The organism is Thermomicrobium roseum DSM 5159 (assembly GCF_000021685.1).
GTDB classification, from domain to species: domain Bacteria; phylum Chloroflexota; class Chloroflexia; order Thermomicrobiales; family Thermomicrobiaceae; genus Thermomicrobium; species Thermomicrobium roseum.
In genome coordinates this window covers 24545-48701 of the sequence record NC_011961.1, presented here as the reverse complement: position 1 = coordinate 48701, position 24157 = coordinate 24545, and the positions used below count along the sequence as shown (strand labels likewise).

Below are 24157 nucleotides of genomic sequence, written 5' to 3'. Positions count from 1 at the left end.
CCCAGGGTGACTCAGCCGAGTCACCCTGGGGACTCCTCCGTTCCCCACTACTTCGCCTTCTCGACGTTGACCAACAGTGCTTTGGCTTCGTGGATCATCACGTTCGGATCAGCGACCCACGAGGTCAAGTCGTTGACCACGTCGCCAGTGGACAGACCCATGAAGCCCCAGTGCCACGGCATGCCGATCTGGTGCACGGTCTTGCCGTTGACCGTGAGCGGCCGCAAGCGCGGTGTCACCAGCGCCTTGGCCACGATCGAGCCGCGCTTCGAGGTGATCCGCACCCAATCGAGGTTCTGGATCCCCTTCTCCTGCGCCAGTTCCGGACTGATCTCCACGAACAGCTCCGGCTGCAGCTCGGCCAGCCAGGGCAGCCAGCGGCTCATGGCCCCGGAGAGGTGGTGCTCCGTCAAGCGGTACGTCGTCAGCACGATCGGGAACTGCGGATCACCAACCTGGGCGAGCTGGTTCCGCTCGTGCTCGTAGATCTTGGCGATCGGGTTGGTCTGCCACTTCGGGTAGAGCAGGTTGGGCACCGGCGACTCCATCGGCTCGTAGTGCGTCGGCAGCGGTCCGTCCTGCAGCCCGGTCGGCACGAAGAGCCAGCCCTTCCCGTCTGGCAACAGGATGAACGGGCTCTTACCGTCGTGCGCATCCATACCGGCGGCACCAGGCTTGGCTGGCGTATCGGGCGCCTTGGTCGCCGGGAAGTCCGGGACGTCGTAGCCGACCCACTTCTTTTGGCCAGCGTCCCACCAGATCAGTTTCTTGCGCTCCGACCACGGGTTGCCGTTCGGATCCGCCGATGCCCGGTTGTACAGGATGCGCCGGTTCGCCGGCCAGGCGTAGGCCCAACCGAGATGCGTCCCCGGCTTGTCGTCCGGATCCGGGTTCCGGTTGGCCGGCAGGAACTTGCCTTCCTCCGGATAGGCCCCGCAGTAGATCCAGGACGCACAGGTGGTCGAGCCGTCGTCCTTGAGTTCACCGAACCCCTTGAGGAGCTCGCCGGTGTCGGTCTTGAACCCGTTGATCTCCCGCCAGATCTTCATGACGTCCGGCTCGCCCTGGATCCGCGTGTTGGTCGGATACTTGCCCGGTTCGTAGTCGAAGTCCCAGGTCAGGTTCTTGAAGCCTTGGTCGCGCGGCAGCGTCGAGTCGGCGTAGAGCTTCTTGAGCCGCAGCGCCAGCTGGTGCGTGAACCAGGCGTCGGATCGACAGTCGCCGGGAGGATCGGCGGCCTTCTCGTGGAACTGGATCCAGCGCTGGGTGTTCGTGAAGGTTCCCTCGATCTCCCCCACTTGCGCGGACGGGAAGAGAAAGACCTCCGTCTTGATCTGCTCCGGCTTGAGTTCGCCGCTCTCCACTTCCGGCGACTTGTACCAGAAGGCTGCTGTCTCGATCTCGAAGTTGTCCTTCACCACCATCCAGTCGAGATTGGCCAGTGCCCGCCGGATCAGCCCGCCGTTGATCGAGGTCGCCGGGTTCTGGCCGAAGAAGAAGGCACCCTTGATCTCGCCCTTCGCCATCGCGTGGAAGCTGGCCATGAAGGAGTAGTCCCCGGCGATCTTCGGGTGCCAGTCGTAGCCGAAGTCATTCTCCGGCTTGGCGGCATCCCCGTACATCGACTTGAGGTAGCTCACCATGAACTTCGGCAGGTTGGCCCAGTATCCGGTCGGCCGCGTCTCGGTCAGGATATAGTCCCGCAGCGTGTCATGGCGTCGGCGTGCGTCAGGGTGCGCCATGTAGCCGTGGATCGAGTGGTGGAGCGTCGGCACGTCGGTCGAGCCTTGGATCGTGGCGTGCCCGCGCAACGCTAAGATCCCGCCACCTGGCCGCCCGACGTTCCCGAGCAAGAGCTGCAGGAGCGCTGCCGCACCGATGTTCTGCACGCCGTACGTGTGCTGCGTCCAGCCCATCGCGTAAACGAACATCGTGGTGCGCTCGGGGCCGGAATTCTCGGCCAGCATCTCCGCGACCCGGAGGAACAGCTCCTTCGGTGTCCCGCAGATCTGTTCCACCATCTCCGGTGTGTAGCGCGAGAAGTGCCGTCGCATGATCTGGAACACCGTCTGCGGGTGCTGCAGCGTCGGGTCCTTCTCGGCCGGCGGCGGCACCATTTTCTGAATCATCTCGGCGAAGGTCGCCGCTTTGATCGCTTCCTCGCGTGCCTTGGCCGCGTCGAACGGTGCCGTCCGCTTGTACTGCCACGTCGCGTTGTCGTACACGTACTTCTGGTTCGTCCCCTGGGGTGCTTCCTTGAGGCCGGAGAAGACACCTTCGAGGTCTTCGGTATCCTGGAAATCGTCGCGGATGATCGTCGCCGCGTTCGTGTAGTTGACGACGTAGTCCTTGAAATACTTCTCGTTCTCGATCATGTAGCGGATGAGCCCGCCCAGGAAGGCGATATCCGTCCCGGAGCGGAGCGGGACATAGAGGTCCGCCATCGCCGATGTCCGCGTGAAGCGCGGATCGACGTGAATCAGCTTGGCTCCGCGCCGCTTGGCCTCCGCCACCCAGCGGAACGCCACCGGGTGGTTCTCCGCCATGTTCGAGCCCATGATGACGATCAGATCGGAGTTGACGCAGTCACCCGCGTGGTTGGTCGCGCCACCGCGCCCGAGCCGAGTCCCCAGACCGGGGACGGTCGAGCTGTGTCATATCCGCGCCTGGTTCTCGATCCGGACAATCCCCAGGCCGCGCATCAGCTTCTGGTGAATGTGGTTCCACTCGTTGTCGATCGTTGCACCACCCAGTGCGAAAATCGCCGTGGTGTGCATGACGCGCTTACCGTTCGGCAGCGTCTCGACGAACGTCTCATCGCGCGTCTTCTTTACCAGCTCAGCGACCCGGTCCATCGCCCAGTCGAGGTCGACGACTTCCCACTGCGTGCCGTACGGCTTGCGATACAGCACCTTCGTCAAGCGGTTCGGGTTGACGTGGAGCTGGTAGGTGGCTGCACCCTTGGGGCAGAGGTTCCCCTTGTTGACCGGACTCTTCGGGTTCCCTTCGATGTTGACGATCTGCCCGTTCACGACGTGCACCAGTGTGCCGCAGCCGACCGCACAGTAGGGGCAGACACTCGGGTAGACCTGCGCGTCCTTGATGCGCAACTGTTGGGCGCGCACCTGTTTGGGCCGCAGATCCACACCGAGCCCCGCGAGCGCCCCGACCGCCGTTCCGGCCGCTGCTCCGCCGACTTTGAGGAAACGTCGACGCGACAACGTTGCGGCCATCCTAGATCCTCCTCGCTCCACTCGGATCGCCGTACTCGTACACCGCATCTGGGCTGTTGCCGACATTGTAAACGCATCCGTTGACCTCGTCAAGGGGACTCGCTATCCTTTCTTCACGTATCCTCGTGGGAGGCCGCCGGATGCGTCGTCTCATCCTCGTCCTCTGTATGGTTACGAGCTTGCTGGCCTGTAGTCGACCCGCCCCGACTCTCCAGCCGACGCCGTTTGCCGATCCAGCGGACGAGATCCGCGCCGTCGTGACTCGCTATCTCGATGCTGTCTACCATGGTCGTGCTGGCGAAGCCTGGCTCATGCACTCCCGCGCCACCAACCAGGGGGAATCGTTCGACGAGTTCGCCGAGGTGGTGCGCATCGCTGCCGAACTCGGTCCACGGATCGAGATCCTGCAGATCGATCCGCCCGAGATTCGCGGCGACCAGGCTTCGGTCATCGTCGTCCAGCGTCTCGGCCCGCGTGTCTCCACCTACATGTTCCGGCTCGTCTACGAGGATGGCTTCTGGAAAATCCACAACCCGCGCGATCTCGTTCCTCAGCCGTGAGCAGCTCGTCCGCCTCCGTTACCATGCGTGCCTGTGGCCTGGTGCCAGCGATTCCCTGCCCGCTGGTTACCGCCGCGCTGACTCGTGCCTTCCCACGACCCTGCTCTTGCGCCGGATCACCTGTCCAGCCACCATACTGAGCGAGCGGCTCCGCTCCGGTCTGCTGGGCCACGAGGAGGGAAGCGCCGATGACCAGTCAGTACGCCCACGTCATCGCGGTCGGTGGAATCGTTCGCCGTGCCGGTTCCATTCTCCTGGTTCGCCAGCGCTATGGCCCAGCCCAGGGAACCTATCTCTTTCCCGGTGGCCTGGTCGAGCCCGGTGAGACGCTCGACCAGGCCGTTCTCCGCGAGATCGCCGAAGAGACCGGTATCCGTGCGATCGTCCGCGGTATCGTCGGCGTCCGCACTCGCTGCGACGGACCGCGTTCCGATACCTATGTGATGTTCCTCCTCGACTGGTCAGCCGGCGAGCCGAGCCCCGATGGCCAGGAAATCGACGAGGCCCGCTTCTTCACACTCGAGGAACTCCGTGACCCCGATCGGCCGATCACCGCACTCTCGCGCTACGTCGCTCTGCGCGTCCTCGCTGGCTCGACCTGTCTCCAATCCTTCGCCAGCGACTTCGACTATGCTGCAGCTGGGCGCGATCCGGCCACCTGGCGCCTGTTCTGCTGATGAGAACCAGTCGTCGTTGCAAGCGCTGTCGACAGCAGGGCGGTTGGTGCCGCTCCAGCCGACGTGCCGAGAAGTCTGTCATTCCCCGAGCCATTGAGCGAGTTGCTGCGCGTGCTCGCGCAGGTGCGCAGTCCGGCGGCGCAGGACTTTGCGCACCGTCCACTGTTCGCCTTCTCGCTCGACGACCGTCTCGCCCCAAACGCTCCACCAGGCGCGCACCACCCCGATGAACGCCCGGTCCGCTCGCCGGATCGCCTCGGCTGGATCGTCGGGAAGCGCCATCCCCGAGACATCGGGCGAGAGGCGCGCGGCGTACCAGCGATCCGATTCTGCGACATGCCGGAGGATCTCCGATGGTGTCCAGCCCGCCTGACGAGCGGACCTGGTTCGTCGCTCCCACTCGCTCGCACGCTCCCAGAGCGCCAGGAGATCAGCCACCGCCGCACTGCCGACACGATGGACCGCCTCGATTTCCTCGAGGCGCATCGGCTGCCGGTCATCGTGGAAGAGTGGCCCCACGCCCTGTGCTGTGGCAGCCATCTCCTCGGCTACTCGTACCTCGGGGCCGCTTCCTTCCGGCCGCGGAAGGTCATGAGCGTCCAGCCAGGCCAGGTGCATGGCGATCGCTTCCGGCGCCCGTGCCAGGACCTCGTCGCGGTTTCTCCCCTTCACGCTGCATCCGGGAAGCTCGCTGACGAACCCGACCCACTCCTTCGGCCATTCCTCGAGAAGAAGCCTCCATGGCCTCACCGGTCCCCGCCTCTCTGCTCGCTGAGGCTCGACTCATCACCCCAACCAGCCACTCGAAGAAACGCTTTCCCTGGTCATCACCGGTTCCCCTGAACTCGCGCTAATGAAAAGAACGGACGGAGGGGTCTTCCGGTCGCACGATATGTCGGACAGTGGCCGCTTCCTCACCACTGCCAGCCGACCAGGCCGCTCGGTCGTGAGCGAGATGGCCGAGCGAGCTCCGATCCGCGTTTCCTACCGGATGCGGGGCTGCGCTTCGCCGGTCATCTGGATGACGGCGGACCCGAACCGAGCTGACTGGTTCCGGCTCACCTCGTGCGAGCCTCGTTCAACAGCCTTGCGATCAGCGACGAGACGCACTGCGGGGCTGGTTCGACAGCGAGGTTGTCCTGGGTCAGGAAGGCAGCCGCTAGGATCGACTCGTGCTGGTGAAGACCCGCTTCAATCGCTCCAGGACCTGGGTGCGTGTCCCGGCGGCCTGTCGGTTGGCTGCCTCGACTACCGCCAGGAGCTCGCTGCGCACCACTGGGACCTCGCGTGGTGCCTCGATCCCGAGCTTGACCCGTTCCCCCTCGACGGCGAGGACGACGACCCGGATTCCCTCACCGATGACGAACGCTTCGCCTGTCCGGCGCGTCAGGACGAGCATCGCCTGGCCCCTTCATTCCGTGACCAGGGGGTGCCGCGTTCCCCAGCCGGAGTCGGCCAGCACCACTTGCGTTCCGCACCCTCGCCCGAAGTCCAGGACCAGCGGCCCCAGGAGATTGGCTGTCACCGTCCCGTCGTCGTGCACGCTCAGGGTGACCCAGAGTTCGACCTCCTCGGAAATCCCGACCCCCAGAGCGGCCAGTGTAGCCCGATCGTTCGGCGCGAGTTGCTCGAGAAAGTCGGGGACGAGTTCGGCCACCGGTGCCACGACGAACTCGATGCCCGGCTCGTCGAGCGAGCGCAAGAGCAAGAGCCCTGGCAGGTCCCCTGGTTCCTCGACGGCGAAGTGTCGCCATGTCGGACAGCCGATCAAACCGTTGGGGAAGATCAGCTCTCCCTGCCTGCTCCTCGCCGTCATCGTCTCCGGTAGCCGCTCGATCATCGCTCCTCCTTTCCCGCTCGTCAGCGCAGGTAGTCGAGGAGCGTCGGCTGGATGGCCCGGGCTCCCGCCTGCAGCGCTGCGCGATACGTCAACTCTTCCTTGGAAAAGCGCGTGATCGCCTCCGCCATGTCGGTATCACCAGCCTCGCTGGCGAGTCGCAGCGTGCTGGTATGCGCATCCAGCAAGCGATCCCGCTGGGCCTCCAGACGGTTGACCCGTGCACCCACCGAGGCCTGAGCTGCCAGGAGTTGCGTATGCGCCGCATCGATCGCTGCCAGCTGCGAGCGGATTGCAACCGGATCATTGGCTGCCACCGCGTCACGTGCCTGCTTGATCGCCGTGAGGACCGGCACGATCGCGGTGTCGCCCGTCACGTTGATGTCGATGGTGACCCCGCGGTCGATCAGTCGCTGGAGCTGGTCGCTGTTTCCGCGATAGGTCGGAGGATCGGTCGAAAGGTCGAAGGGTTCGGTCTGCGTCAGGCTGCCGGCGAACAGGTATCGCCCGGCGTGGGCATAGTTCCCGGTCGTTGCGATCTGTTCCTGGAGTGCCGTGAGTTCCTGCCAGATCGCTTGCCGATCATCGGCCGAGAGCGTATCGTTGGCGGCCTGCACAACCAGTTCGCGGGCCCGCTGCAGTGATTGCCCGATGGTGGTCAAGGCCTGGTCGGTGAGATCCAGCCAGGTCCGCGCCTGCTCGACGTTGGCCAGATACTGCTCGATCTCCTGAGCAGCCGAACCGAGTCGCAGGACGGTCGCAGTGCCGACCGGATCGTCGGAGGGGCGCGAGATGCGTCGGGCCGAGGTGATCTGCTGGTAGACCCGTTCCATCCGGGCGAGATTCCCGGAAAGGTTCTTGAGTAAGGTGTCGACCAGCATGCCGTGCGTCACGCGCATCGCTTGTCATCCTTCCACTCGCTCGGCCTCAGCGCCCGACGAGGCCCATCCCATTGATGATCCGGTCCAGCATCTCGTCGACTGCCGTGATCGCTCGAGCCGCTGCTCCATAGGCTTGCTGGTACTTGATCAGGTTCGCCATTTCCTCGTCCAGGGAAACCGCCATGATTTCCTGCCGTTGCCGGTCGATCGCCTCCACCAGCGCACGCTGGTTGTCGCGCGTGACCTGCGCCGTCTGCGAGGCCCCGCCCACCTCGGCCACCAGCGTGTTGTAGAAATCGTTGATCGTCGCGGTCCCGCTGTTGAGAACCAGCTTGGAGCGCAGCTCGGCGATCTGCCGCGCGATCGCGTTGTTGCCTGGTTCCCCCGGGGCATCGGCGGCCGCGATCAGTTGCGGGTCGGCCACCAGGCTCGGCTCGACTTCGAGTTCACCGCCGGCCGTGATCCGGAAGAACGGGCGTCCCGGTGGCGGCCCGGGGAGGTCGCTCAGGCCATAGCCGGTCATGTGCAGTGTGTTGACTTCGTTAGCCAGCGCGTCGCGGATATCCTCCAGCTTCTGCACCAGCCCAGGAAGAACCGCGTTGTGAAGGTGAAGCAACGCTTGCAACGAGCCCCGTTCGAGCGCTACCGGGCTCGTCGTCCCTTGCCAGAGCACGCTCGCGGTGCCTCCGCTCACCTGCACGCTGAGCGGGAACCACTGATCCTGATCGACCAGCGGGTACCCGCCCAGGTAGATGTTGACTGCCCCATTGGGCAAAGGCCGGATCGTGGCGCCGGTAAAGCGCGCCAGCTTGTCCAATAGGAGATCGCGCTGGTCCATGAGGTCGTTCGGCGTCTGTCCGGTGGCCAGTGCTGCCACGATCTGCTGGTTGAGGCTTGCCAGTCGCTCGGCGATGCTGTTGACCTCGCTCACCTGCAGCGTCAGCTTGGTCACGGTGTCGGCCTGCAGCTCCGTAAGCTGGCGACGCATCCGGTTCAGGTTGGTCGCGAGCGTCGTCGCGTCCTGCACCAGGGCTGCCCGCGCGGCCAGATCCTCCGGTTGGTTCCCGACCGCTTGCCAGGCACGCCAGAAACGATCGAGGAGCGTGCCCAGGCCAGCCTCGGTCGGCTCGTTGAAGACCGCCTCGATCTGGGCATACGCGTCGACCAGCGTCGAGGCTTCGCCCAATGCCTGGGATTGCACCCGATACTGGAGGTCGAAGACCGACTCGCGCACGCGGGTGATGCTGGCCACCAGGACGCCGGTCCCCACCTGCCCGGCCAGTCCGCTGCGATTGAAGGCGGGCACGGTGTACGGCATGCTCGGCACCAGAGAGACGCGCTGGCGAGCGAAGCCGGGCGTATTGGCGTTGGCGATGTTGTGGTTGGCCGTATCGACGACCCGTTGCTGGGCCATCAACCCGCGGAACGCTGTCTCCAGTGCCCGGAAGACCATCCTCGTGCCTGCCTTCCCGCGTCGCTCTGCTACTGGGAATGATCGGCAGCTCGGGCCTGCATCTGAAGGCTAGGCGCGCAGTTCGGCGAGCCCCGAACGTGCCCCGTTCGCGCGGATGCCGATCTCGCCGGTCAGGTCACCCACTGTCCGCCAGGCTCCGGCGCGCGGCCGGTAACCCTGGCTGCGCGCCTGGACAGCGATCGCCTCGCTGAGGAAGCAATCGGTCGTTGCGAACAGCGTTTCGACCAGCAGCGCCGCCCGGGTTCGCAAGGTCGCGATCGCCGCCAGCCGGGCAGCATCGCTTGCCGGTAGGTTGATGCTGCTCGCCTTGCTCTCCAGGATGCGGGCCAGTGCGCTGATCTCTTCGGGTGTGCCGCCTGCGAGCGCCTCGACGAGCGCGGCCAACAGTTCGCCGATCGCGGCGAGGTCATCGCTCGCCCCGTGCCCCGGTGTTCGTTTCCCCATGTGACCCCCCGGCCGTTACTCGCTGTCCAGCGTGGGCCGCAAGTCGGCAGCGATGCGATCCGCCACCGCTGCCAGCGGAACCTGGTACTTGCCAGCTTCCAGCAGCTTGCGGATCGCGGCCACTCGTCCCTCGCGGACATCCGGTGCTTGCCGAACGACCTCGATCGCCCGCTGGACTTCCTGGAGTTCCGGGGCCACTTCCGCGGCCTGCTGCGGGCGATCTGGACGGCTCGGCGGCGTCACCGGTTGGCGAGCGTGCTGCTGCTCCGGTGTCTCCACCCGCTGGACCGAGGGATCGTGCCAGACGTGTCCGACTTGGTTGACCATCGTTCCTTCCTCGGTCTCTGGTCACGTGCGGCGCTGGCTCGCCGCTCATTCCAGTCTATCGGCAGGCCGCGCCTTCTTCTGAAGGGGTCGTGCCGTGACCTCTTTTCCCCAACGCTACTGCCGCAGCCGCGTCGCGATCTCGATCAGTTCGTCGATCGTTTGCAAGGAGCGCAGGTTGGCCGTGTACGCCCGTTGCGCCATGATGAGCTGCGTCATCTGATCGACGAGATCGACGTTGGAATGTTCGCGCACCCCGCTCAGCACTGGAGGCCAGTTCCCCTCCCCCGGTGCTCCGGTTTCCGGTTGTCCGGCTGCCTCGGTCGCGATCCAACGTCCCTGTCCCGCGGCCAGGAGACCCTGAGGGTTCGGGAAGCGCACCAGTTCCAATCGCCCGATCGGCTGGGCATCGCCGCTCCCGGCGGCTCGCACGAAGACGGTTCCGTCCGGTGCGATCCGATCGAGCTGTGCTCCTGCCGGCAGGACGAGCGGGGGCTGGAGGAGACTCCCGTCCTCGAACACCAGCCGGCCGGTCGCATCGATGCTCAGGCGGCCACTGCGCCGAAAAGCAGTGGTCCCGTCTGGAAGCTCCGTCGCCACGAACGTATCCGGTCCAGCCAGCGCCAGATCGAACGGATCGCCGGTGACCTCCACTGGTCCCAGCGTGAACTGGCGTGTCGTCGCGGAAAGCTCGACACCGGATCCGATCGGCACCGGCCCCAGCGGCGCCTCGCCAGCTCGAGCCACCCGGTATTCCTGTGGCGGGACCGCGGTGAAGTCGGCGCGCGCCGCCTTGAAGCCGTCCGTCTCCAAGTTGGCCAGGTTGTGCGCGATCGTATCCAGTCGCACCTGCTGCGCTCGCACGCCGCTGACCGCCGGGAAGTACAACGCTTCCATCGCTCGTCACCTCATCCTTGATTCACCCGACCGACCGAGTTGACGGCCAAGCGGAGCGTCTCGTCTGCCAGCTGCAGCGACCGTGCTGCCAGCTGGTAACTGCGCGTGGCTGCCAGCATGTCGGTCAACGTCTGGGTCAGATCGACGTTCGAGGCTTCTAGAAAACCCTGGCTGACGCCAGTGGTCTCAGAGGGGGCTCCGGTCGCGTCGGTTCGATACCGGTTCCCTGCCACCGGCTCGAACTGTGCGTCCGGCGGAAATTCGACCAGGAGCAGTCTCCCCACCACTTGCTCCCCCACCAGGATCGTGCCGTCCGGTTCGACCCAAATGTCTCCCGCAGGCAGCACCAGTGGCCCCTGCTCTCCGAGTACCGGATGACCGTCCGCCGTGACCAGGCGTCGCTGGGCATCGAGCTGGAAGCGTCCGTCCCGCGTGTATTCCACGCCGTCCGGCGTCTGGATTGCGAAGAAGGCACGACCGGCCAGAGCCAGGTCGAGCGGGCGCCCGGTCTCGATCAGCGAGCCCTGGCGCAGATCGACCAGCGGCTTGTCCCAGCGGACGGCGGTCGAGAGCGTGCCGATCGGACTCGCCTCCCCTCGGCCGAGCCGCAGGAGGAACATCTGTTGAAAGTCCCGGATCGTGCTCTCTTGCTGCCGGTATCCGGGTGTCTCGATGTTCGCCAGGTTTGTTGCGAGCGTCAGCTGGCGCGCGAACTGCGCCATCATTCCAGCCGCTGCTTGGTAGATCGTGCGGATCATCGTGCTCTCCTCGCTTCTGCCGGGGCCGGCCGCCAGGGGCGTAGCAACCCCAGGAGGATCAGCACCATCAGATTGGCCAGCACGAGCGGTGGTGTCGCTCCATCGTGCCGCACCTCTCCAGTTTGTGGCAGCGCCGGTGGCATGAGCTCCAGTTCGACCGGCGTGCCGGGTAGGGCACCGACCAGGACCCAGCGACTGTCCGGGCCAGGGTCAGGGTCCGGTTCCGGTTCGACGGTAACCAGGAGCATGTCCCACCCATCCTCCGGAATCGGGTCCGGCAGGAGCAGGTCGACGTGCGTGACCGGAAGCTCCTTGGCATCGAACTTCCCGAGGAGAAAGGCTTCTTTGGTCTTCGACCGCATGAGCCACAGCGCGTAACGGTTTCCGCCATCCAGGACTGGAAGATCGACGAAATCAGCCCGCACGTCCCCTTCGCTGAACGTGATGAGGGCGACGCCGGTCGCCTGCGATGGTCCCCAGGTACTCACGGTCGGCACATAGGAGAGTATCACGCGCACCGGAAACGCTTCGGCCTGGAGTCGCTCGCTCACCCACAGCCAGAGCGCAATGGCCAGGAGGAGACTAGTGATCAGAAGATGCCAGCCGGTCAGGACCGGCTCGATCACCACCCGCGTCCGCTCGCGACCCAGGATCGTCTCCGGCTCCTCCAGAACGCTTCTCCCGTCCACCCACCGCACGGCGTCAAGCCTCCCATCCTTGCGGGTGGCTCCGCGAGGGAAAACCGAAGCGCGCTGCTCGCTCTGTCGGTCGATCGACCTCGATCGCCGTGGCCCGTGGGAGATCGACCGGCGTGCGCAACAGGTCTTCCACCGTTTGCCGATCAGCCGCCTTCAGCGAGGCCACCAGATCGGCGAGACCGGGGAGCTGGTCCTCTCCTTCGTCGGTACGGGGAGCCAGTTCTCCCTCTCCCGATCGCTGCCCGAGCGAAGCCGCGAGTTCGCTGACCAGTTCTTCCAGCTTCCGCTGCCGTCGCCAGAGGGTCGCTGAACTCCAGGCGGTCAGCGAGGCGATCGCCAGGAGTCCGATGAGCGCCACCACCTGCATCTCCATAAGCCCGAAACTCATCTCGCCCCCGGTTCCAGGTCGTCCAGACCGACGCCACGCTCGCGCAACAGGGCGCGCAGCTGCAACCGCACTCGGTTGAGGATCTGGCTCACCCGTGATTCGGAAATGCCGAGCAGCTGGCTGATCTCCCGCATGGTGAGGTCCTCGTAGTAGTAGAGCGAGACGATCAGGCGATCGCGCTCGCTCAGCGTGGCCAGTGCGGCAGCGATCCGCTGCTTGAGATCTTCTTCGGCAGCGACCTCGCCCGGCTCCAGCGCATTGGGGTCAGCGAGTTGCTCTTCGAGCGTGAGCGTGTCCGGATCCTCGCTCGCTTGCAGCGGGAGGAAAAGGCAGGCAGCGTCACTGATCGCCTGCTGCAGTTCGGTCGTGGTCATGCCGAGATGGTCGGCCAGTTCGTTCTCGCTAGGCATCCGCCCGTACTCGGCGAAGAACTCCCGGGTCGCCTGCTCGATCTGGCGTGCCCGGCTGCGGGCACTCCGCGGGACGATATCGAGCGTGCGCAGCGCATCGAGGATGGCCCCGCGGATCCGCATCGCTGCGTAGGTCTCGAACTTCACCCCCCGCGTGTCATCGAACCGGTCCAGCGCCTCCAGGAGACCGATCGTCCCGTAGCCGATGAGGTCGTCCCGCTCCACGCTCGGGGGCAGCGAGAGTCGCAGGCGGTCGACCACGTACTTGACGAGCGGTGCGTACTGCTCGACGAGTTGCGCACGTGTGTCGTCACGGGCCTCGATGCGGCGGAGCCGCTGGCGAAGCCTTCCTTCTTGGCGTGCCGGGATCGCCATCGGCCGGCCCTTTCGGCTCACGAGGTCTCACGCTGCTCGCTTCTGGCGGGCGAGCGCTCGTAGATCGCTGCAGCCTCTTCCGGTTCGCTCGAACTCGCGAGCAAGCGCTCGATGATGAGCCCAGCGATCAGCACCAGGACGAGTGCGCTCGCGCTGCTGACCGCGACCCAGATCAGCGACTGCCCGCGCAGGATGCCCCCGAGGTACACCACGAGGAATGCCGCGATGCTGGAGAGGAGGATCAGTGGCCGGATCGTCAATGGCTTGGACTGCTTTGCGTCCTGCATCCGGGTACCCTCTCGAGTGGTCGTGCGTCCCACCCCTGCATCGTTCACCCTAACCTCTCGACCATCGACCAGCCCAGCCCTGCCCGACCCAAAGCGCGCAGTGCGGGCGTCCTAGGACAGGCAGTGCGTCGGTCCTAGGACGGGGGACGAACGGCGGCTCGTCGTTCCAGGCGCTCCAGCGTCCAGGCAGCGAGCTCGGTCAGCGCCGGTGTCGAAGCGCTCACCAGGTCGTCGGGAATCCGGGTGCCGGTGGTGAGCGCCAACAGGGGACGCGCCAGCCGTTCAGCCAGGCCCAGGGCCAGTCCCGGGCGCCGGGTCTCGTCGAGCTTGGTCAGGATGAGAGCCCGAGGACGCAGCGGCGCATAACGGCGCGCCGCTTCGAGCGTTTCTTCCAGGTCGCCTCCGACGGAGAGCGTCAGCGCGACGATCACGTGCTCGCTGGCCAGAACTCCCTCCAGCGCCGCGATGGCGCGCGGATCGAACGGGTTCGCCCCTGCCGTGTCGATCAGGACCAGCTGGCCGCTCGTCATCCGGAGTGCCCGCTGGAGTTCGACCCCATTCGCCGCGCGGGTGAAGGGGAGGCCGAAGCTCCGCGCCAGTGTCTCGCTGCGCGCGTCGTGCGCTTCGTCGCCCCCGCAGCTGATGAGTTGCACCGCGAAGCCATCGGTTCGAGCTGCCGCCGCGAGCTTCAGCGCCGTCGTCGTCTTGCCGACACCGGTCGGGCCGACGAGCGCCAGGATCATGCGTCCCCCGAGCGGTAACCACGGCGCCACCGTGATGTACTCCGCAATCCGAGCGGCCAGTACTCGACGGAGATCGCGGCTCGGACCCTTCCCTTGCCGGTAAGCCTGGACCAGTTCCGCCGCGAAGCGTGGACTCAACCCGAGCGCTGTCAGCCCCAGGACGACCGGATCACCGATCGCTGGGATCGCCGGGATTCCCGGCGTTCCCGGGCCGCGTTGGACTGCAGGCGACCCCGGTGCAGCCACGAGTTCCACGACGGCTGGCCCGCCGAGGAGATGACGCGGTTCGAGGTGACGCACGTCCAAGATGACGGCATCCGGCCCGAGTTCCGCCTTGGCCAAGAGGAGCGCGGCTTGGATCGATTCTGCCCGGTAGGTGCGTGCCTCCAGCATGACTTACCCCCTCACGGTTCCCAAAATCTGGACGCGGATTCCAGGTGCGACCTCGTGGTAAGCCAGGACTGCCAGGTTCGGCAAGGAGCGGCGGAGTGTGCGACTCAGGGCAGCCCGCAGGCTGGCTGGCGCGAGCAGCACCGGCTGATAACCGAGAGCCGCCACGCGCTCCATCTCCTGGGCTACAGCGCTCAGCAATGCCTGCAAGCGCTCCGGTGGCAGCGCCAGTTGTGGCCCATCCTCACCGTGATGGATCGATTCCTGGAGCTGCGTCGCCAGGTCAGGATGCAGTACCAGCGCGCCCAGCGTGCCGTCCGCTGCCACGTACTGCTGGGTGATGGCAGCTGCCAAAGCATGCCGGACATGCTCGGCGAGGACATGCACGGTGCGCACGGAGCGGGCATGGTTCCCCAGCACTTCCAGGATGGTGACGAGGTCGCGGATCGGGACCTGCTCCTCGAGGAGGCGCTGCAGCACCTGGTGCACCTCGCTCAGCGAGAGGAGATGCGGGACGAGTTCGTCCACCACCGCCGGGTGCTCGCGCCGGACACTATCCAGCAGCCGTTGCACGTCCTGGCGGCGCAACAGTTGTGCTGCGTGACGGCGCACCACTTCGCTCAAATGCGTCGTGATCACCGAGGCGGCATCGACCACTGCGTAGCCCTGCGCTTCGGCTGCCGCGCGTTGTCCTTCGGCGATCCACACTGCCTGGAGACCGAAGGCCGGTTCACGCGCCGCGATCCCCTCCAGCTGCGGCGGTTCACCGGTCGTGCTCATCGCCATCAGTCGGTCCGGATAGACTTCGCCCTCCCCAGCCTTGATTCCACGCACCAGAATGCGGTACTCGTTCGGCCGCAGGGTCAGATTGTCCCGGATGCGCACGGTCGGCATGACGAACCCCAGTTCTTGTGCGATCTGCTTGCGCAAGAGCGTGATCCGCCGCAACAGCTGTCCACCAGCTGCTTGATCGACCAGCGGGATCAGTCCGTAGCCGATCTCCAGTTCCAGCGGATCGACCGGTGCCACCTCCGGCATCGCCTCCTCGGTCTCGCTCGCTGGCGGCGGGATCTCGGCTGCTGCCGGTCGGGCCGGTTGCCGCAGGGCCAGCGCTGCACCCAGCATCCCGACCGCCCCGAGGAAAAACGGTGGGGCCGGCAAGCCTGGCGCCAGTCCCAGGACAGCCAGCAGGACACCAGCGATCGCCAGCGCCCGGGGAGCACTGAAGATCTGTCGCGCCAGATCCAGTCCCAGATTGGCATCCGAGGCACTGCGCGTCACGATGATGCCGGTCGCCGTGGAGATCAGCAGGGCGGGGATCTGCGAGACCAAACCGTCCCCGACGGTCAGCAGGGCGTAGGTGCGCAGCGCCTCGCCGAGCGAAAGGCCGCGCTGCAGCGCGCCGATGGCGATACCACCCAGGATGTTGATGAGGATGATCACGATGCCCGCGATGGCGTCCCCCTTGACGAACTTGCTGGCACCGTCCATCGCGCCGTAGAAGTCGGCTTCGCGCGCGATCTCCTGCCGTCGACGCCGTGCCTCCTCCTCGGTGATGAGGCCGGCATTGAGGTCGGCATCGATCGACATCTGCTTGCCGGGCATCGCGTCCAGGGTGAAGCGTGCAGCCACTTCCGCCACGCGCCCCGCCCCGTTGGTGATCACCACGAACTGGATCACCACCAGGATCACGAAGACGACGATCCCCACCACGTAGTTGCCGCCTACCACGAAGCGACCGAACGCGTTGATCACCTCACCAGCGTTCCCCTGCAGCAGGATCAAGCGGGTCGAGGTGATGTTGAGCGCGAGCCGGAAGAGCGTGGCGAGGAGGAGAACCGTCGGGAAAGCCGAGAACTGGAGTGGTTCGTGGATGTACAGCGAGACTAGGAGGATCGTCAGGGCCAGTGCGATATTGGTCGTGATCAAGATATCGAGGACGTGGGCGGGAACCGGCAAGATCATCAGGGCGACGATCGCCACCACGCCCGCAGCCAGGGCGACGTCGCTGTAGCGGACGAGTCGCCGGATGCCGCTCACCGGCTCTGCGCGGTTTCCGCTGACTGTCGGCGTGCTCGCCATCGTTTCTCCCTTCAACCCGTCACGAAACGCTCGTCGGCGGCGTCTCGCTCTGGACCGGCGCGCTGGCCCGGCGCAACCGGTAGACGTAGGCGATGATGTCGGCCACCGCTTCGTAGAGCGTGATCGGGATTTCCTGGCCCACCTCGACGGTCCGATAGAGCGCCTGCGCCAGTGGCTGGTTGCGGAGGACCGGGATCGTGTGCTGCCGCGCGATGGCGGTGATCCGCTCGGCGACTGCCCCTGCTCCCTTGGCCACCACGACTGGCGCACGCATGCTGCGCGGCTCGTACCGCAAGGCGACTGCCAGGTGGGTCGGGTTGGTCACCACCACCGTCGCTTTGGGAACTTGTGCCATCATCCGGCGCATCGCCATCTGCCGCTGCAGGCGCCGGATCCGCGCCTTGATCTCGGGATCTCCCTCCGTTTGTCGGAGTTCTTCCTTGAGTTCGTGGCGGGTCATCCGCAAACGTTGCTCCAGGTCCCAGCGCTGGAACCCGTAGTCCAGGATCGCCAGTGCCAGATAGGCCGCGCCGACCCGCACTGCCAGATCGCGCATGCTCTGCCCGATCGCCTGCGCGATAGCCGCTGGTTCCGCACCGGTCAGATCGGCGTAGCGCGGCAGATCCCGTTGGATGAGCGGATACGTCACTGCGAGAACGATAGCGATCTTGAGAAGCGCCTTGCCCGTCTCGAAGAGGCCTCGTCGGGAGAACAGTCGCTGGAAGCCGGCGATCGGATCGATCCGTCGCCAGTCCGGTTTGAGCACCGCTGGTGCGAAGACGAAGCCCGCTTGCACCAGTGTGCTGGCCACGCCGACCGCGGCGAAGAGCCCGAGGATGGGGAGCGCGAGCTTCAGAACGGTCGCCCCGCTCGCCCAAGCCAGCGCGACGATGTCCGGCCCAGTGAGATCGCGCGGCAAGGGACCGCTGAAGGCGCGTTCGAGATAGTCCCAGAGGGTCTGTCCCGCTGCACCAGCGTACCATGGGAGGAAGAAAGCCCCGGCCAACAGGACCAGCGCCGAGGTCAGGTCCGCACTGCGCGGGACTTGCCCACGCTTGCGGGCTTCTTGGCGCCGGCGCGGTGTGGCGCGCTCGGTGCGCTCGCTCGCCATCCTTCACCTCGCTGCCAAGATCACGCGCGTCAGAACGTTCAGGAGGCCATCGGTCGAGACGTGCACCAGGATCTGCAAAAGAAAAGGAAGCGAGAGCAACAGGACGAGAAAACCGAGCAGGATCTTGGCCGGAAGTCCGACGAAGAAGACGCTCATCTGGGGCACCATGCGGTTGAGCAGCCCCAGCCCGATGTCCGCGACCAGGAGCGAGCCAGCGATCGGGAGCCCGATCCGGAGCGCATCGCTGAACATGGCGCCGGTCAGCGCGATGACCGCACGGGGGGTATCGACGTCGGGAGCGGCTGCTCCCGGAGGCAGCAGGATCAGGCTGCGGGCCAGCGCTCCGACCAGTTGGTGGTGCCCATTCGTGCCGAAGAGGACCAGTGCTGCCAAGGCCAAGTAGAGCGTGTTCAGGGCTGTGCCCTGCATCCCGAAGGCCGGGTTGAACGTCGCCGCCAATCCGAAGCCGAGTTGGTAGCCGATGAGCGAGGCCGCCATCTCCACCGCAGCGAAGACAGCGGCCACCGCCAATCCCAGTGCCAGCCCTGTCACCAACTCGCGGGCCAAGGCGACCGCGAAGACGGTCGGATCGCTGAGCCCGCTGGCATCGGTCGGGACGAATGGGACCAGTGCCAGCGCCAGGACGACGGCCAGCGCGACGCGGGCGGGCAGCGGCACGGCCTGGCTTCCGAACCCGGGAAGCAGCGAGAGCACGAGCCCGACCCGGGTGACCACCAGGACGAACAGCGCGATCGAGCTCGGGATGAGGGGTGTCGTGACCTCCATGAGCGATCCTCAGCGACGCAATGCCGGCAAGAGCAGGAACAGCTCGGTCGCCAGTGTCGCCAGCTGGCGCCCCATCCACGATCCCGCGAAGAGCAGGATCAGGAAGGTGATCACGATCTTCGGGATGAAAACCAGTGTCTGCTCATTGACTTGGGTGACCGCCTGGAGCACGCTCACCAGAAGCCCGACGACCAGGATGGTGAGCAGGATAGGAGCCGAAACCAACAGTGTGGTCGTGATCGCAGCCCGCGCCAATTCGAGCAGCAGTGCCTCGTTCATCCACCGTCTCCTAACCAGTGCCGAAGCTGACGACCAGGGAGCGGACGAGAAGGTCCCAACCGTCCACCATGACGAAGAGCAATAGCTTGAACGGTAACGAGATGACGACCGGCGGAACCATGATCATCCCCATCGCCATCAGCGTGCTGGAGACGATCAAATCGATGACCAGGAAGGGGATGAAGAGGACGAATCCCATGGTAAACGCAGTCTTCAGCTCGCTCAGGATGAAGGCGGGGACCAGCACCCAGGTCGGGACATCCTCCGGTGTCCGCGGGCGCGGCAAATTGCCGAGGCTCATGAAGAGCGCGATGTCGCGCTCCCGTGTCTGTCGGAACATGAAGGTGCGCAGCGGCTGCAGCCCGCGCTCCAGTGCTGTCCGCTGGTTGATCTCGCCCCGCAGGTACGGTTGGAGTGCATCGCGGTTGACCGCTTGCCAAGTCGGAGCCATGACGAATACGGTCAGGAAGAGTGCCAGCCCGATCAGGACCTGGTTCGGCGGAAGTTGCGGTACGCCGATCGCCGAGCGGACGAAGGAGAGCACGATCACGATCCGCGTGAACGAGGTCATCACGATCAGGATCGTCGGCAGCAGACTGACCAGCGTCAGCAAGAAGACTAGTTCCAGGCCTGCTGCGACCGGGTTGCCGGTGCTGTTTCCTCCTTGGCTCTGCACCTGGATCTGGGTGGAGCCCATCGTTGCCTGGAAGGCGCAGGCGCTGCTCGCCATCGCTCCCAGGACACCAGCGGCGAGCGCCCCCCACCGCAGTGGTCCCTTCGGTTCGCTCGCTCGCAGTCGCGCCTCGTCCCGCATGGTTCGCTCCACGCTTCTCCTGTGGACCGTTTCCACGAGCGCACCCTAGTGCATCCGCCGAGCCAGCTGCATCGGGAGCCTGTCGGGTTTTGCGGCGGGACGCTCGTCCTTTTCCCCTAGGGTGCGTGGGTCGGTGTCCGGATAGTGCCGAGGGACAGGGTGTCTAGGACTTTTTGGCTGGCGAGCACGCTGGCTCGTTCTGCCGAAATGCTCAGTGCGGCACCACGCGAGCATGGTGCCGAGTAGGGACAAGTCATGATCACGGTCACGCGGCTGGACGGAAGCCGGGTCGTCGTCAATGCCGAACTCATCGAAATGGTCGAGGCTGTGCCCGAGACGGTCATCGTTCTCGTGACCCGGCGTCGCCTGATGGTCCGCGAGCCGGTCGATGAGGTCATCGACCGCGTGCTGGCCTATCGACGGGGGCTCGGCGGGCAACCGGACGCGGTGCGTGGCCTACTCCCTCGCGCTGAGCACGACGATTGAGGGACGGGAGGAGCAGCCAGGATGGATCTCGCCACCATACTGGGGATCGTGCTCGGTTTCGGCGCGCTCATTCTCGCCTTCGTCATGGAAGGCGGACATCTCTCGTCCCTGATCGGTATCACTGCCTACATGATCATCTTCGGCGGGACGTTCGGTGCGACGCTCACGAGTTACGGTCTCAAGGACATGCTCGGCCTTCCCAAGCTCATCATGAAGGCGATCAAGACCCCGCCCGACCGTCGCGCTGTACTCGTCGAAGAGATCGTCAAGCTGGCCGAGATCGCCCGCCGTGACGGCCTTCTCGCCCTCGAGAACCATCCGATCGAAGATCCCTTCCTGAAGAAAGGGATCATGCTGGTCGTCGACGGCACCGACGCTGAGCTGACGGAGCAGATCCTCTGGGCCGATGTCGAAGCGATGGAGCAGCGTCACGCTCGTGGGTACGGCATCTTCCAGACGATGGGCGGTTTCGCACCCACCATGGGCATCATCGGAACGGTCATGGGTCTGGTGCACGTGTTGAGTTCGCTCAAAGATCCAGAATCGCTCGGCCCGGCGATCGCAGTCGCTTTCCTGGCCACGCTCTATGGTGTGGCGACCGCCAACTTGCTCTGGCTTCCTCTCCACAACAAGCTCAAGCTGCGCAGCAAGGAAGAAGTGGCCGAGCGGCAGCTCATCATCGAGGGTATCCTGGGTATCCAGGCCGGCGAGAACCCGCGCATGCTCCGCGAAAAGCTCCTCGTGCACCTTCCGCCGCAAGCGCGCGCGACCGAGCCGAAGGCCGCTCCCGCCGGTGCTCGGGCGATGGCGCCGGGTGGGGAGTGATCGGCCATGGCTCGACGCCAGCGGCATCATGAAGGCGAGCACGAGAACCTGGAGCGCTGGCTCATCACCTATGCCGATCTCATCACGCTGTTGCTCATCTTCTTCGTCGTCATGTACTCGATCTCGCAGGCCGACCTGGCCAAGTTCCGTCAGGTGGCTAGTTCGTTACGGGCTGCCTTCAATCTAGATGTGCTCACTGCTCCACCACCTGGCCAGTCGATGGTCACGCCTCTCGAGCAGGATCCCCGCTTCAATGCGTACCTGAGTGTCCGCGCGCAAGTGGCTTCCCTCTTCACTCGGCTCGGCCTCGACCGGCAGGGTGCGGAGGTCGAGCTGACGAGCGAAGGGATCGTCATCCATCTCTCCGATGCGATCCTCTTTCCACCCGGACAGGCCGAGCTCCGTCCCGAGGCCCAGCGCGTGTTGGACGGGATCGCGGCCATCATCGAGCCTTTGCCGAACCCGATCCGCGTCGAGGGGCATACTGACAGTACTCCGCCTCCGCCCGGCTCGTACCCGGACAATTGGGAGCTTTCGGCTATGCGTGCCGTCAACACGGTGCGGTATCTCACCGATGTGGCTGGCTTGCCGCCCCAACGCCTCAGTGCCGCTGGCTATGGCGAGTTTCGGCCTCGGGCCTCCAACGAAACGGTGGAAGGACGACGCAAGAACCGGCGAGTCGATATCGTGATCGTCCAGCCGACACTCGGCGGCCCGTGATCGAGGGAGACGGGGATGATCAAGCGGTTACTCTCAAAACGACTTCTGCTGCTCGTGATTCCGCTCGTTCTGGTGGTCGCTGGTGCCGGTTTCTTTCTCCTCGGTGGCGCCGGTGCAGCGCCCTTCGTCCTCAACATCACGATCAACCAGTCCGGGGACGGGGGGAAGTCGGCAGCACCGGCCGAGCAGCATCTCACCGTCTCGCTCGGCGAGCGGATCGTCAACCTGGCTGACCCCGGTGGCTATCGCTATCTCAAGACGGAGATCGTCGTGGAAGTCGCCGTCGACCAGAAAACCTACGAGCGTCTCACCGCCGCAGGCGGAGGCGGCGGTCATGGTGGTGGCGGTGGCAGCACCGATCCGCTGCGCGCTGAGCTGGAGCACTCCTGGCCCAAAATCCAGGACACCTTGACGATGGTGCTTACGTCCAAGACCGTCGACGAACTCGCGACACTCGAAGGGAAAGAACACCTCAAGGACGAACTCCGCGAGAAGCTCCAGCCAGCTTTCGGTGACTACAAAATTACCGAGGTTTATCTCACGCAGTTCGTGATCCAGTGAGGAGGCTCGCATGTCGCTCAGTCGTACCCGACCGACGACACGAGCCGCTCGCCGCGAACGCGGCAAGCCGATTCCCTACGATTTCCGTCGTCCGGATAAGTTCTCCAAAGACCATATCCGGTCCATCCAGAGCATCCACGAAGCCTTCGACCGTTTCGCCTCCAACTATCTCTCTGCCCAGGTCCGCTCGGCGGTTCACTGCGAACTGGGTCCAATCGAGCAGACGACGCTCGGCGATTACCTGGATCGCCTGCCTTCACAGGTCGTCCTCTGCATAGCTGAGCTCGAGCCGCTCGTCGGCCGCATCGTTTTGGAAATCGACTTCGCGACTGCTTCGCGCCTCGTCGACCGCATGCTCGGGGGTGCCGGCGAGGAGCGCCCGCCTTTCACGGCGACGACGATCACCGAGATCGAGCTGCTGCTCCTCCGGGAACTCGGGAACGGCCTTTTCGGTGAGTTGGCAGCTGCGTGGGAACAGGTGATCCGTCTCCAGCCTCAGCCGTGTGAAGTCGTCCTCTCCGGCCAGCAGATCCAGGGCATGATGCCGAGCGAGATCGTTTTGCTCGTCCAGCACCAGGTGCGCTTGTTCGAAAGCGAGGGGACCTTCACGGTCGTCCTCCCCGCCTCGACGCTCGAGCCGGTCCTGCCCCGTCTCAATGCTCGGGTCCTCTTTGCCAATCCCCGGCGCGCGACCTCTCCTCAGGTGATCGCCGATCTCATGGCGCAACTCGAGGAAGTCTCGCTCCAGTTACGAGTGGAGCTCGGTCGCGCCCGCCTCACCGTGCGGGAACTGCTGGCACTGGAACCTGGCGATGTCCTCGTGCTCGACCAGGACGTCTCGTTTCCCCTCGCAGTCTATGTCGAGAACGAGCCATGCTTCTATGCGTTTCCTGGCCAGCGTGGGCGTTCCCTCGCGATACGCATCGCTGGGACGCTCACCGAGGATTGGCCACGCGACGAGGAGCTCGATCAGGAAGGAGGCACTGCCCTATGGCCGACCGTGACGACACCCTGAACCGCGGCCAGGAGCCCAGCTCGGTTCGGCCTCCCGAAACCCCGATCCAGGAGGCGCGCTTCGTCGACCTGCGCGATCAGCCGATCGGCAACGGTCGCCAGGGCATCGATTTCTTGCGTGACGTGGAAGTCGAGCTGACTGCTGAACTCGGTTCGGCTCGCATGCGCATCAAGCACATCCTCGGTCTGCGGCCCGGTTCGGTCGTCGAACTCGATCGCCTCGCTGGTGAGCCGGTTGAGCTGACCATCAACAAGACGCTGATCGCTCGCGGCGAGGTCGTGGTCGTCGACGAAAAGTTCGCCGTCCGCATCACCGAGATCGTCTCGCCCGAGAAGCGGCTGGCGGAGGGTGGCGGCACGTGATGCCTCGTCTACCTCTCCTCTCCCGTCTCCCTCGCCAGTGGGCCGTCCTCGCGTTCGTCTTCCTGTTCGCCCTCCTCGCCGGTCTGGCCTGGTCAGTCACCCGTTCGCCGGGCCCGGCCGCACCGGCCCCGACTGCTCCCGCCGGCGAGTTCCTCGCACGCGGCTATGCGGAGTTGGCCGAGCAGCCAACCGGTGCCTCACCTGGTGGTTCGCTCTGGGATCTCTTCGCGGCGATGCTCGTCCCGACCGTGATCGTCGTCGTCGCTGCCTATGCCACGATCCGCGTCCTTCGCTCACTCAACCGCCGCGTCGCCGCGAGCGTCTCGCAGTCCCAGCTCTTGGAACTGGTCGATACGTTGTCGCTGGCGGGCAGCGGTGTGATCCATATCGTCCGGGTGGGCGAACGCTTTCTCCTGGTCGGGGCTGGGCATGCCGGCCTCTCGCTCCTCGGGGAGCTGCGACCGGACGAGATCGCCCTCTTGCGCGAGCAGCGCGCGACTTCGCCTCTCGCCCAAGCCATCGTCCCGCCTTTCCGCGATCTCCTGCAGTCTCGGCTACCGCGATCGTGGCGCGTCCTGGAATCGACACCCGAGGAGACCAGGTCAGCATCCCCCGGCCCAGAGCCGGTTCAGCGCTTCGGCTTCGTCCCCGAGTCAGCCGAATCGGCCAAGCAGTGATGGGAAAAGGGTGCCGGGCGCGCTGAGCGCTGGTTGCTGGATTCCCTGCGAACATGTCGAATC

The 24157-nt window shown here is 65.4% G+C and carries 29 protein-coding genes; 9 read left to right on the top strand and 20 right to left on the bottom strand.

Annotation, left to right across the window (positions count from 1 at the left end; translation table 11 throughout):
• Positions 1 to 47: 47 nt before the first annotated feature.
• Positions 48 to 3233, bottom strand: a complete 3186-nt coding sequence (fdh, locus tag TRD_RS09530; protein ID WP_143714751.1) for a formate dehydrogenase — start codon at positions 3231 to 3233, stop codon at positions 48 to 50.
• Positions 3234 to 3373: 140 nt separating this feature from the next.
• On the opposite strand from fdh, the gene TRD_RS09520 reads away from it, so the two are divergent.
• Positions 3374 to 3793, top strand: a complete 420-nt coding sequence (locus tag TRD_RS09520; RefSeq protein WP_012642765.1) for a nuclear transport factor 2 family protein — start codon at positions 3374 to 3376, stop codon at positions 3791 to 3793.
• A gap of 188 nt (positions 3794 to 3981) precedes the next feature.
• Positions 3982 to 4470 carry an NUDIX domain-containing protein gene (locus TRD_RS09515; RefSeq protein ID WP_012642920.1) on the top strand — a complete coding sequence of 163 codons (489 nt, stop codon included), beginning with the start codon at positions 3982 to 3984 and terminating at the stop codon, positions 4468 to 4470.
• A 78-nt stretch (positions 4471 to 4548) separates the two neighbouring features.
• On the opposite strand, the gene TRD_RS09510 is transcribed toward TRD_RS09515, so the two are convergent.
• From TRD_RS09510 to fliP, 19 genes are all read right to left on the bottom strand, one after another.
• On the bottom strand, positions 4549 to 5220 hold the full coding sequence (locus TRD_RS09510; RefSeq protein ID WP_012643076.1) for a type II toxin-antitoxin system HicB family antitoxin: 672 nt from the start codon (positions 5218 to 5220) through the stop codon (positions 4549 to 4551).
• A 409-nt stretch (positions 5221 to 5629) separates the two neighbouring features.
• Positions 5630 to 5869 carry a carbon storage regulator gene (locus TRD_RS09505; protein ID WP_012642729.1) on the bottom strand — a complete coding sequence of 80 codons (240 nt, stop codon included), beginning with the start codon at positions 5867 to 5869 and terminating at the stop codon, positions 5630 to 5632.
• Positions 5870 to 5881: 12 nt separating this feature from the next.
• Positions 5882 to 6310, bottom strand: coding sequence for a flagellar assembly protein FliW (gene fliW / locus TRD_RS09500; protein WP_012642750.1), 429 nt, complete (start codon positions 6308 to 6310; stop codon positions 5882 to 5884).
• Positions 6311 to 6330: 20 nt separating this feature from the next.
• Positions 6331 to 7206 carry a flagellar hook-associated protein FlgL gene (gene flgL / locus TRD_RS09495; RefSeq protein ID WP_012642392.1) on the bottom strand — a complete coding sequence of 292 codons (876 nt, stop codon included), beginning with the start codon at positions 7204 to 7206 and terminating at the stop codon, positions 6331 to 6333.
• Between the two features lie 28 nt (positions 7207 to 7234).
• Complete coding sequence (flgK, locus tag TRD_RS09490; protein ID WP_012643143.1) at positions 7235 to 8641, bottom strand: flagellar hook-associated protein FlgK; 1407 nt, start codon at positions 8639 to 8641, stop codon at positions 7235 to 7237.
• 69 nt (positions 8642 to 8710) lie between these two features.
• Positions 8711 to 9106 carry a hypothetical protein gene (locus TRD_RS13780; RefSeq protein WP_012642569.1) on the bottom strand — a complete coding sequence of 132 codons (396 nt, stop codon included), beginning with the start codon at positions 9104 to 9106 and terminating at the stop codon, positions 8711 to 8713.
• 15 nt (positions 9107 to 9121) lie between these two features.
• The gene (gene flgM / locus TRD_RS09485; RefSeq protein WP_012643113.1) at positions 9122 to 9433 is read right to left on the bottom strand and encodes a flagellar biosynthesis anti-sigma factor FlgM; all 312 of its coding nucleotides are present in this window, start codon (positions 9431 to 9433) and stop codon (positions 9122 to 9124) included.
• A gap of 114 nt (positions 9434 to 9547) precedes the next feature.
• Positions 9548 to 10327, bottom strand: a complete 780-nt coding sequence (locus TRD_RS09480; protein WP_012643216.1) for a flagellar hook-basal body protein — start codon at positions 10325 to 10327, stop codon at positions 9548 to 9550.
• Positions 10328 to 10338: 11 nt separating this feature from the next.
• On the bottom strand, positions 10339 to 11085 hold the full coding sequence (locus tag TRD_RS09475; protein ID WP_012642403.1) for a flagellar hook-basal body protein: 747 nt from the start codon (positions 11083 to 11085) through the stop codon (positions 10339 to 10341).
• Positions 11082 to 11783, bottom strand: coding sequence for a hypothetical protein (locus TRD_RS09470; protein ID WP_012642757.1), 702 nt, complete (start codon positions 11781 to 11783; stop codon positions 11082 to 11084). Before TRD_RS09470 ends, TRD_RS09475 begins: the two co-directional genes overlap by 4 nt.
• 4 nt (positions 11784 to 11787) lie before the next feature.
• Entirely contained in the window at positions 11788 to 12171 is a 384-nt protein-coding gene (locus TRD_RS09465) for a transmembrane sensory transduction histidine kinase for metal resistance (RefSeq protein WP_143714750.1), read from the bottom strand.
• The gene (locus tag TRD_RS09460; protein ID WP_012642784.1) at positions 12168 to 12956 is read right to left on the bottom strand and encodes a FliA/WhiG family RNA polymerase sigma factor; all 789 of its coding nucleotides are present in this window, start codon (positions 12954 to 12956) and stop codon (positions 12168 to 12170) included. The genes TRD_RS09465 and TRD_RS09460 overlap by 4 nt, the downstream gene beginning before the upstream one ends.
• 17 nt (positions 12957 to 12973) lie before the next feature.
• Entirely contained in the window at positions 12974 to 13243 is a 270-nt protein-coding gene (locus tag TRD_RS09455) for a hypothetical protein (protein ID WP_041437204.1), read from the bottom strand.
• Between the two features lie 134 nt (positions 13244 to 13377).
• A complete protein-coding gene (locus TRD_RS09450) occupies positions 13378 to 14379 on the bottom strand; it encodes a flagellar biosynthesis protein FlhF (RefSeq protein ID WP_012643145.1) in 1002 nt (333 codons plus the stop codon).
• Positions 14380 to 14382: 3 nt separating this feature from the next.
• Positions 14383 to 16458, bottom strand: a complete 2076-nt coding sequence (flhA, locus tag TRD_RS09445; protein ID WP_012643014.1) for a flagellar biosynthesis protein FlhA — start codon at positions 16456 to 16458, stop codon at positions 14383 to 14385.
• A 19-nt stretch (positions 16459 to 16477) separates the two neighbouring features.
• Positions 16478 to 17569: a flagellar biosynthesis protein FlhB gene (flhB, locus tag TRD_RS09440; RefSeq protein WP_012642432.1), complete on the bottom strand. Its 1092-nt coding sequence runs from the start codon at positions 17567 to 17569 to the stop codon at positions 16478 to 16480.
• A 3-nt stretch (positions 17570 to 17572) separates the two neighbouring features.
• The gene (gene fliR / locus TRD_RS09435; protein ID WP_012642975.1) at positions 17573 to 18355 is read right to left on the bottom strand and encodes a flagellar biosynthetic protein FliR; all 783 of its coding nucleotides are present in this window, start codon (positions 18353 to 18355) and stop codon (positions 17573 to 17575) included.
• Between the two features lie 9 nt (positions 18356 to 18364).
• The gene (gene fliQ, locus TRD_RS09430; RefSeq protein ID WP_012642525.1) at positions 18365 to 18634 is read right to left on the bottom strand and encodes a flagellar biosynthesis protein FliQ; all 270 of its coding nucleotides are present in this window, start codon (positions 18632 to 18634) and stop codon (positions 18365 to 18367) included.
• 10 nt (positions 18635 to 18644) lie between these two features.
• Positions 18645 to 19460: a flagellar type III secretion system pore protein FliP gene (gene fliP, locus TRD_RS09425; protein WP_012643151.1), complete on the bottom strand. Its 816-nt coding sequence runs from the start codon at positions 19458 to 19460 to the stop codon at positions 18645 to 18647.
• Positions 19461 to 19703: 243 nt separating this feature from the next.
• Between fliP and TRD_RS09420 the strand changes: the two genes are divergently transcribed.
• From TRD_RS09420 to TRD_RS09390, 7 genes are read left to right on the top strand one after another with little or no spacing between them, the layout of a single operon-like run.
• A complete protein-coding gene (locus TRD_RS09420; protein WP_012642781.1) occupies positions 19704 to 19934 on the top strand; it encodes a flagellar FlbD family protein in 231 nt (76 codons plus the stop codon).
• A gap of 21 nt (positions 19935 to 19955) precedes the next feature.
• Entirely contained in the window at positions 19956 to 20759 is an 804-nt protein-coding gene (locus tag TRD_RS09415) for a flagellar motor protein (RefSeq protein ID WP_012642888.1), read from the top strand.
• A gap of 6 nt (positions 20760 to 20765) precedes the next feature.
• Entirely contained in the window at positions 20766 to 21479 is a 714-nt protein-coding gene (locus TRD_RS09410) for an OmpA/MotB family protein (RefSeq protein WP_012642752.1), read from the top strand.
• Between the two features lie 15 nt (positions 21480 to 21494).
• Positions 21495 to 22040, top strand: coding sequence for a flagellar basal body-associated FliL family protein (locus tag TRD_RS09405; protein ID WP_012642710.1), 546 nt, complete (start codon positions 21495 to 21497; stop codon positions 22038 to 22040).
• Positions 22041 to 22050: 10 nt separating this feature from the next.
• A complete protein-coding gene (locus tag TRD_RS14995) occupies positions 22051 to 23055 on the top strand; it encodes a flagellar motor switch protein FliM (protein ID WP_012643169.1) in 1005 nt (334 codons plus the stop codon).
• Positions 23031 to 23417 (top strand): flagellar motor switch protein FliN, encoded by a 387-nt coding sequence (fliN, locus tag TRD_RS09395; RefSeq protein ID WP_012642560.1) that lies wholly within the window; start codon positions 23031 to 23033, stop codon positions 23415 to 23417. The genes TRD_RS14995 and fliN overlap by 25 nt, the downstream gene beginning before the upstream one ends.
• Positions 23417 to 24094, top strand: coding sequence for a flagellar biosynthetic protein FliO (locus TRD_RS09390; RefSeq protein ID WP_041437201.1), 678 nt, complete (start codon positions 23417 to 23419; stop codon positions 24092 to 24094). The genes fliN and TRD_RS09390 overlap by 1 nt, the downstream gene beginning before the upstream one ends.
• The last annotated feature ends 63 nt before the right edge of the window (positions 24095 to 24157 follow it).

Excerpts from the sequence above, each read along its gene's own strand:
- TRD_RS09515 (WP_012642920.1), top strand. The coding sequence starts at position 3,982 with ATGACCAGTCAGTACGCCCACGTCATCGCGGTCGGTGGAATCGTTCGC.
- flgL (WP_012642392.1), bottom strand. The coding sequence starts at position 7,206 with ATGCGCGTGACGCACGGCATGCTGGTCGACACCTTACTCAAGAACCTT.
- fliQ (WP_012642525.1), bottom strand. The coding sequence starts at position 18,634 with ATGAACGAGGCACTGCTGCTCGAATTGGCGCGGGCTGCGATCACGACC.
- TRD_RS09520 (WP_012642765.1), top strand. The coding sequence starts at position 3,374 with ATGCGTCGTCTCATCCTCGTCCTCTGTATGGTTACGAGCTTGCTGGCC.
- TRD_RS09465 (WP_143714750.1), bottom strand. The coding sequence starts at position 12,171 with ATGAGTTTCGGGCTTATGGAGATGCAGGTGGTGGCGCTCATCGGACTC.
- TRD_RS09455 (WP_041437204.1), bottom strand. The coding sequence starts at position 13,243 with ATGCAGGACGCAAAGCAGTCCAAGCCATTGACGATCCGGCCACTGATC.
- fliN (WP_012642560.1), top strand. The coding sequence starts at position 23,031 with ATGGCCGACCGTGACGACACCCTGAACCGCGGCCAGGAGCCCAGCTCG.
- TRD_RS09480 (WP_012643216.1), bottom strand. The coding sequence starts at position 10,327 with ATGGAAGCGTTGTACTTCCCGGCGGTCAGCGGCGTGCGAGCGCAGCAG.
- TRD_RS09475 (WP_012642403.1), bottom strand. The coding sequence starts at position 11,085 with ATGATCCGCACGATCTACCAAGCAGCGGCTGGAATGATGGCGCAGTTC.
- flgK (WP_012643143.1), bottom strand. The coding sequence starts at position 8,641 with ATGGTCTTCCGGGCACTGGAGACAGCGTTCCGCGGGTTGATGGCCCAG.
- flhB (WP_012642432.1), bottom strand. The coding sequence starts at position 17,569 with ATGGCGAGCGAGCGCACCGAGCGCGCCACACCGCGCCGGCGCCAAGAA.
- TRD_RS09450 (WP_012643145.1), bottom strand. The coding sequence starts at position 14,379 with ATGCTGGAGGCACGCACCTACCGGGCAGAATCGATCCAAGCCGCGCTC.
- fliW (WP_012642750.1), bottom strand. The coding sequence starts at position 6,310 with ATGATCGAGCGGCTACCGGAGACGATGACGGCGAGGAGCAGGCAGGGA.
- TRD_RS13780 (WP_012642569.1), bottom strand. The coding sequence starts at position 9,106 with ATGGGGAAACGAACACCGGGGCACGGGGCGAGCGATGACCTCGCCGCG.
- TRD_RS09505 (WP_012642729.1), bottom strand. The coding sequence starts at position 5,869 with ATGCTCGTCCTGACGCGCCGGACAGGCGAAGCGTTCGTCATCGGTGAG.
- fliR (WP_012642975.1), bottom strand. The coding sequence starts at position 18,355 with ATGGAGGTCACGACACCCCTCATCCCGAGCTCGATCGCGCTGTTCGTC.
- TRD_RS09390 (WP_041437201.1), top strand. The coding sequence starts at position 23,417 with ATGCCTCGTCTACCTCTCCTCTCCCGTCTCCCTCGCCAGTGGGCCGTC.
- flgM (WP_012643113.1), bottom strand. The coding sequence starts at position 9,433 with ATGGTCAACCAAGTCGGACACGTCTGGCACGATCCCTCGGTCCAGCGG.
- TRD_RS09420 (WP_012642781.1), top strand. The coding sequence starts at position 19,704 with ATGATCACGGTCACGCGGCTGGACGGAAGCCGGGTCGTCGTCAATGCC.
- TRD_RS09415 (WP_012642888.1), top strand. The coding sequence starts at position 19,956 with ATGGATCTCGCCACCATACTGGGGATCGTGCTCGGTTTCGGCGCGCTC.
- TRD_RS09410 (WP_012642752.1), top strand. The coding sequence starts at position 20,766 with ATGGCTCGACGCCAGCGGCATCATGAAGGCGAGCACGAGAACCTGGAG.
- TRD_RS09460 (WP_012642784.1), bottom strand. The coding sequence starts at position 12,956 with ATGGCGATCCCGGCACGCCAAGAAGGAAGGCTTCGCCAGCGGCTCCGC.
- flhA (WP_012643014.1), bottom strand. The coding sequence starts at position 16,458 with ATGGCGAGCACGCCGACAGTCAGCGGAAACCGCGCAGAGCCGGTGAGC.
- TRD_RS14995 (WP_012643169.1), top strand. The coding sequence starts at position 22,051 with ATGTCGCTCAGTCGTACCCGACCGACGACACGAGCCGCTCGCCGCGAA.
- TRD_RS09405 (WP_012642710.1), top strand. The coding sequence starts at position 21,495 with ATGATCAAGCGGTTACTCTCAAAACGACTTCTGCTGCTCGTGATTCCG.